Genomic DNA, 784 nt, shown 5'->3' on the forward strand with positions numbered 1-784 from the left:
TAAATCTTAATTTAGATTTATGGATTGTTCCTGCAATTGAAATCAAAAAATCAAAGGGAATTTCAAGAGGAAAGAATGACAGAATTGATGCTAAGGACATTTCTTATTACAGCTATAGAAACATTGATAAATTAAAACTTTTTACTCCGGCAGAAATAGATGTTCAAAAATTAAAGATGCTTTATACAGAAAGAGAGAAAATGCTTAAAGCATTATTACTTGTACAAAGTACGAAAGAAAATAAGGCATTTGTCAGTAAAACAGTTTTTAAAGAAGTCGCTAATATCAATGAAGCCTTGTTAAAGTCTATTAAAAAATCAATCACTAAAATTGAATTAAAAATTAAAGAGATTATTAAAGCAAACGATCAACTATTAAAACAGAATCAACTTATTAGAACAATTCCCGGACTGGGAGAACAAACAAGCATCTATCTAATTATTGCTACAAAAGGATTTACAGCCTTTAAAAACTGGAGGCAATTTGCCTGTTATTCAGGTGTGGCTCCTTTTGAGAATTCATCTGGTTCCAGTGTAAAAGGAAGGACGAAAGTTAATTCTATGGCAGACAAAAAAATGAAGTCATTATTGCAAATGTGTGCTATGACAACATTGAAATATGATCCTCAATTAAAAGAATATTACAACAAGAAAAAAGCAGAAGGCAAAAATCCAATGTTGGTTTTAAATAATATTAGATGCAAACTTATAAGCAGAGTTTTTGCTGTTATTAATAGAGAAACTCCCTATATAAATACTTATAAATTTGCATCTTAAATTATTGA

The 784-nt window shown here is 28.8% G+C and carries 1 protein-coding gene; it reads left to right on the forward strand.

What is annotated here, in order from left to right; all coding sequences use genetic code 11:
• On the forward strand, positions 1 to 776 hold a 776-nt coding region (locus AC6CH4_RS25910; RefSeq protein ID WP_498108215.1), incomplete at its 5' end, for an IS110 family transposase.
• Between the last annotated feature and the right edge of the window lie 8 nt (positions 777 to 784).

This window comes from Flavobacterium sp. GQ95 (assembly GCF_059758655.1).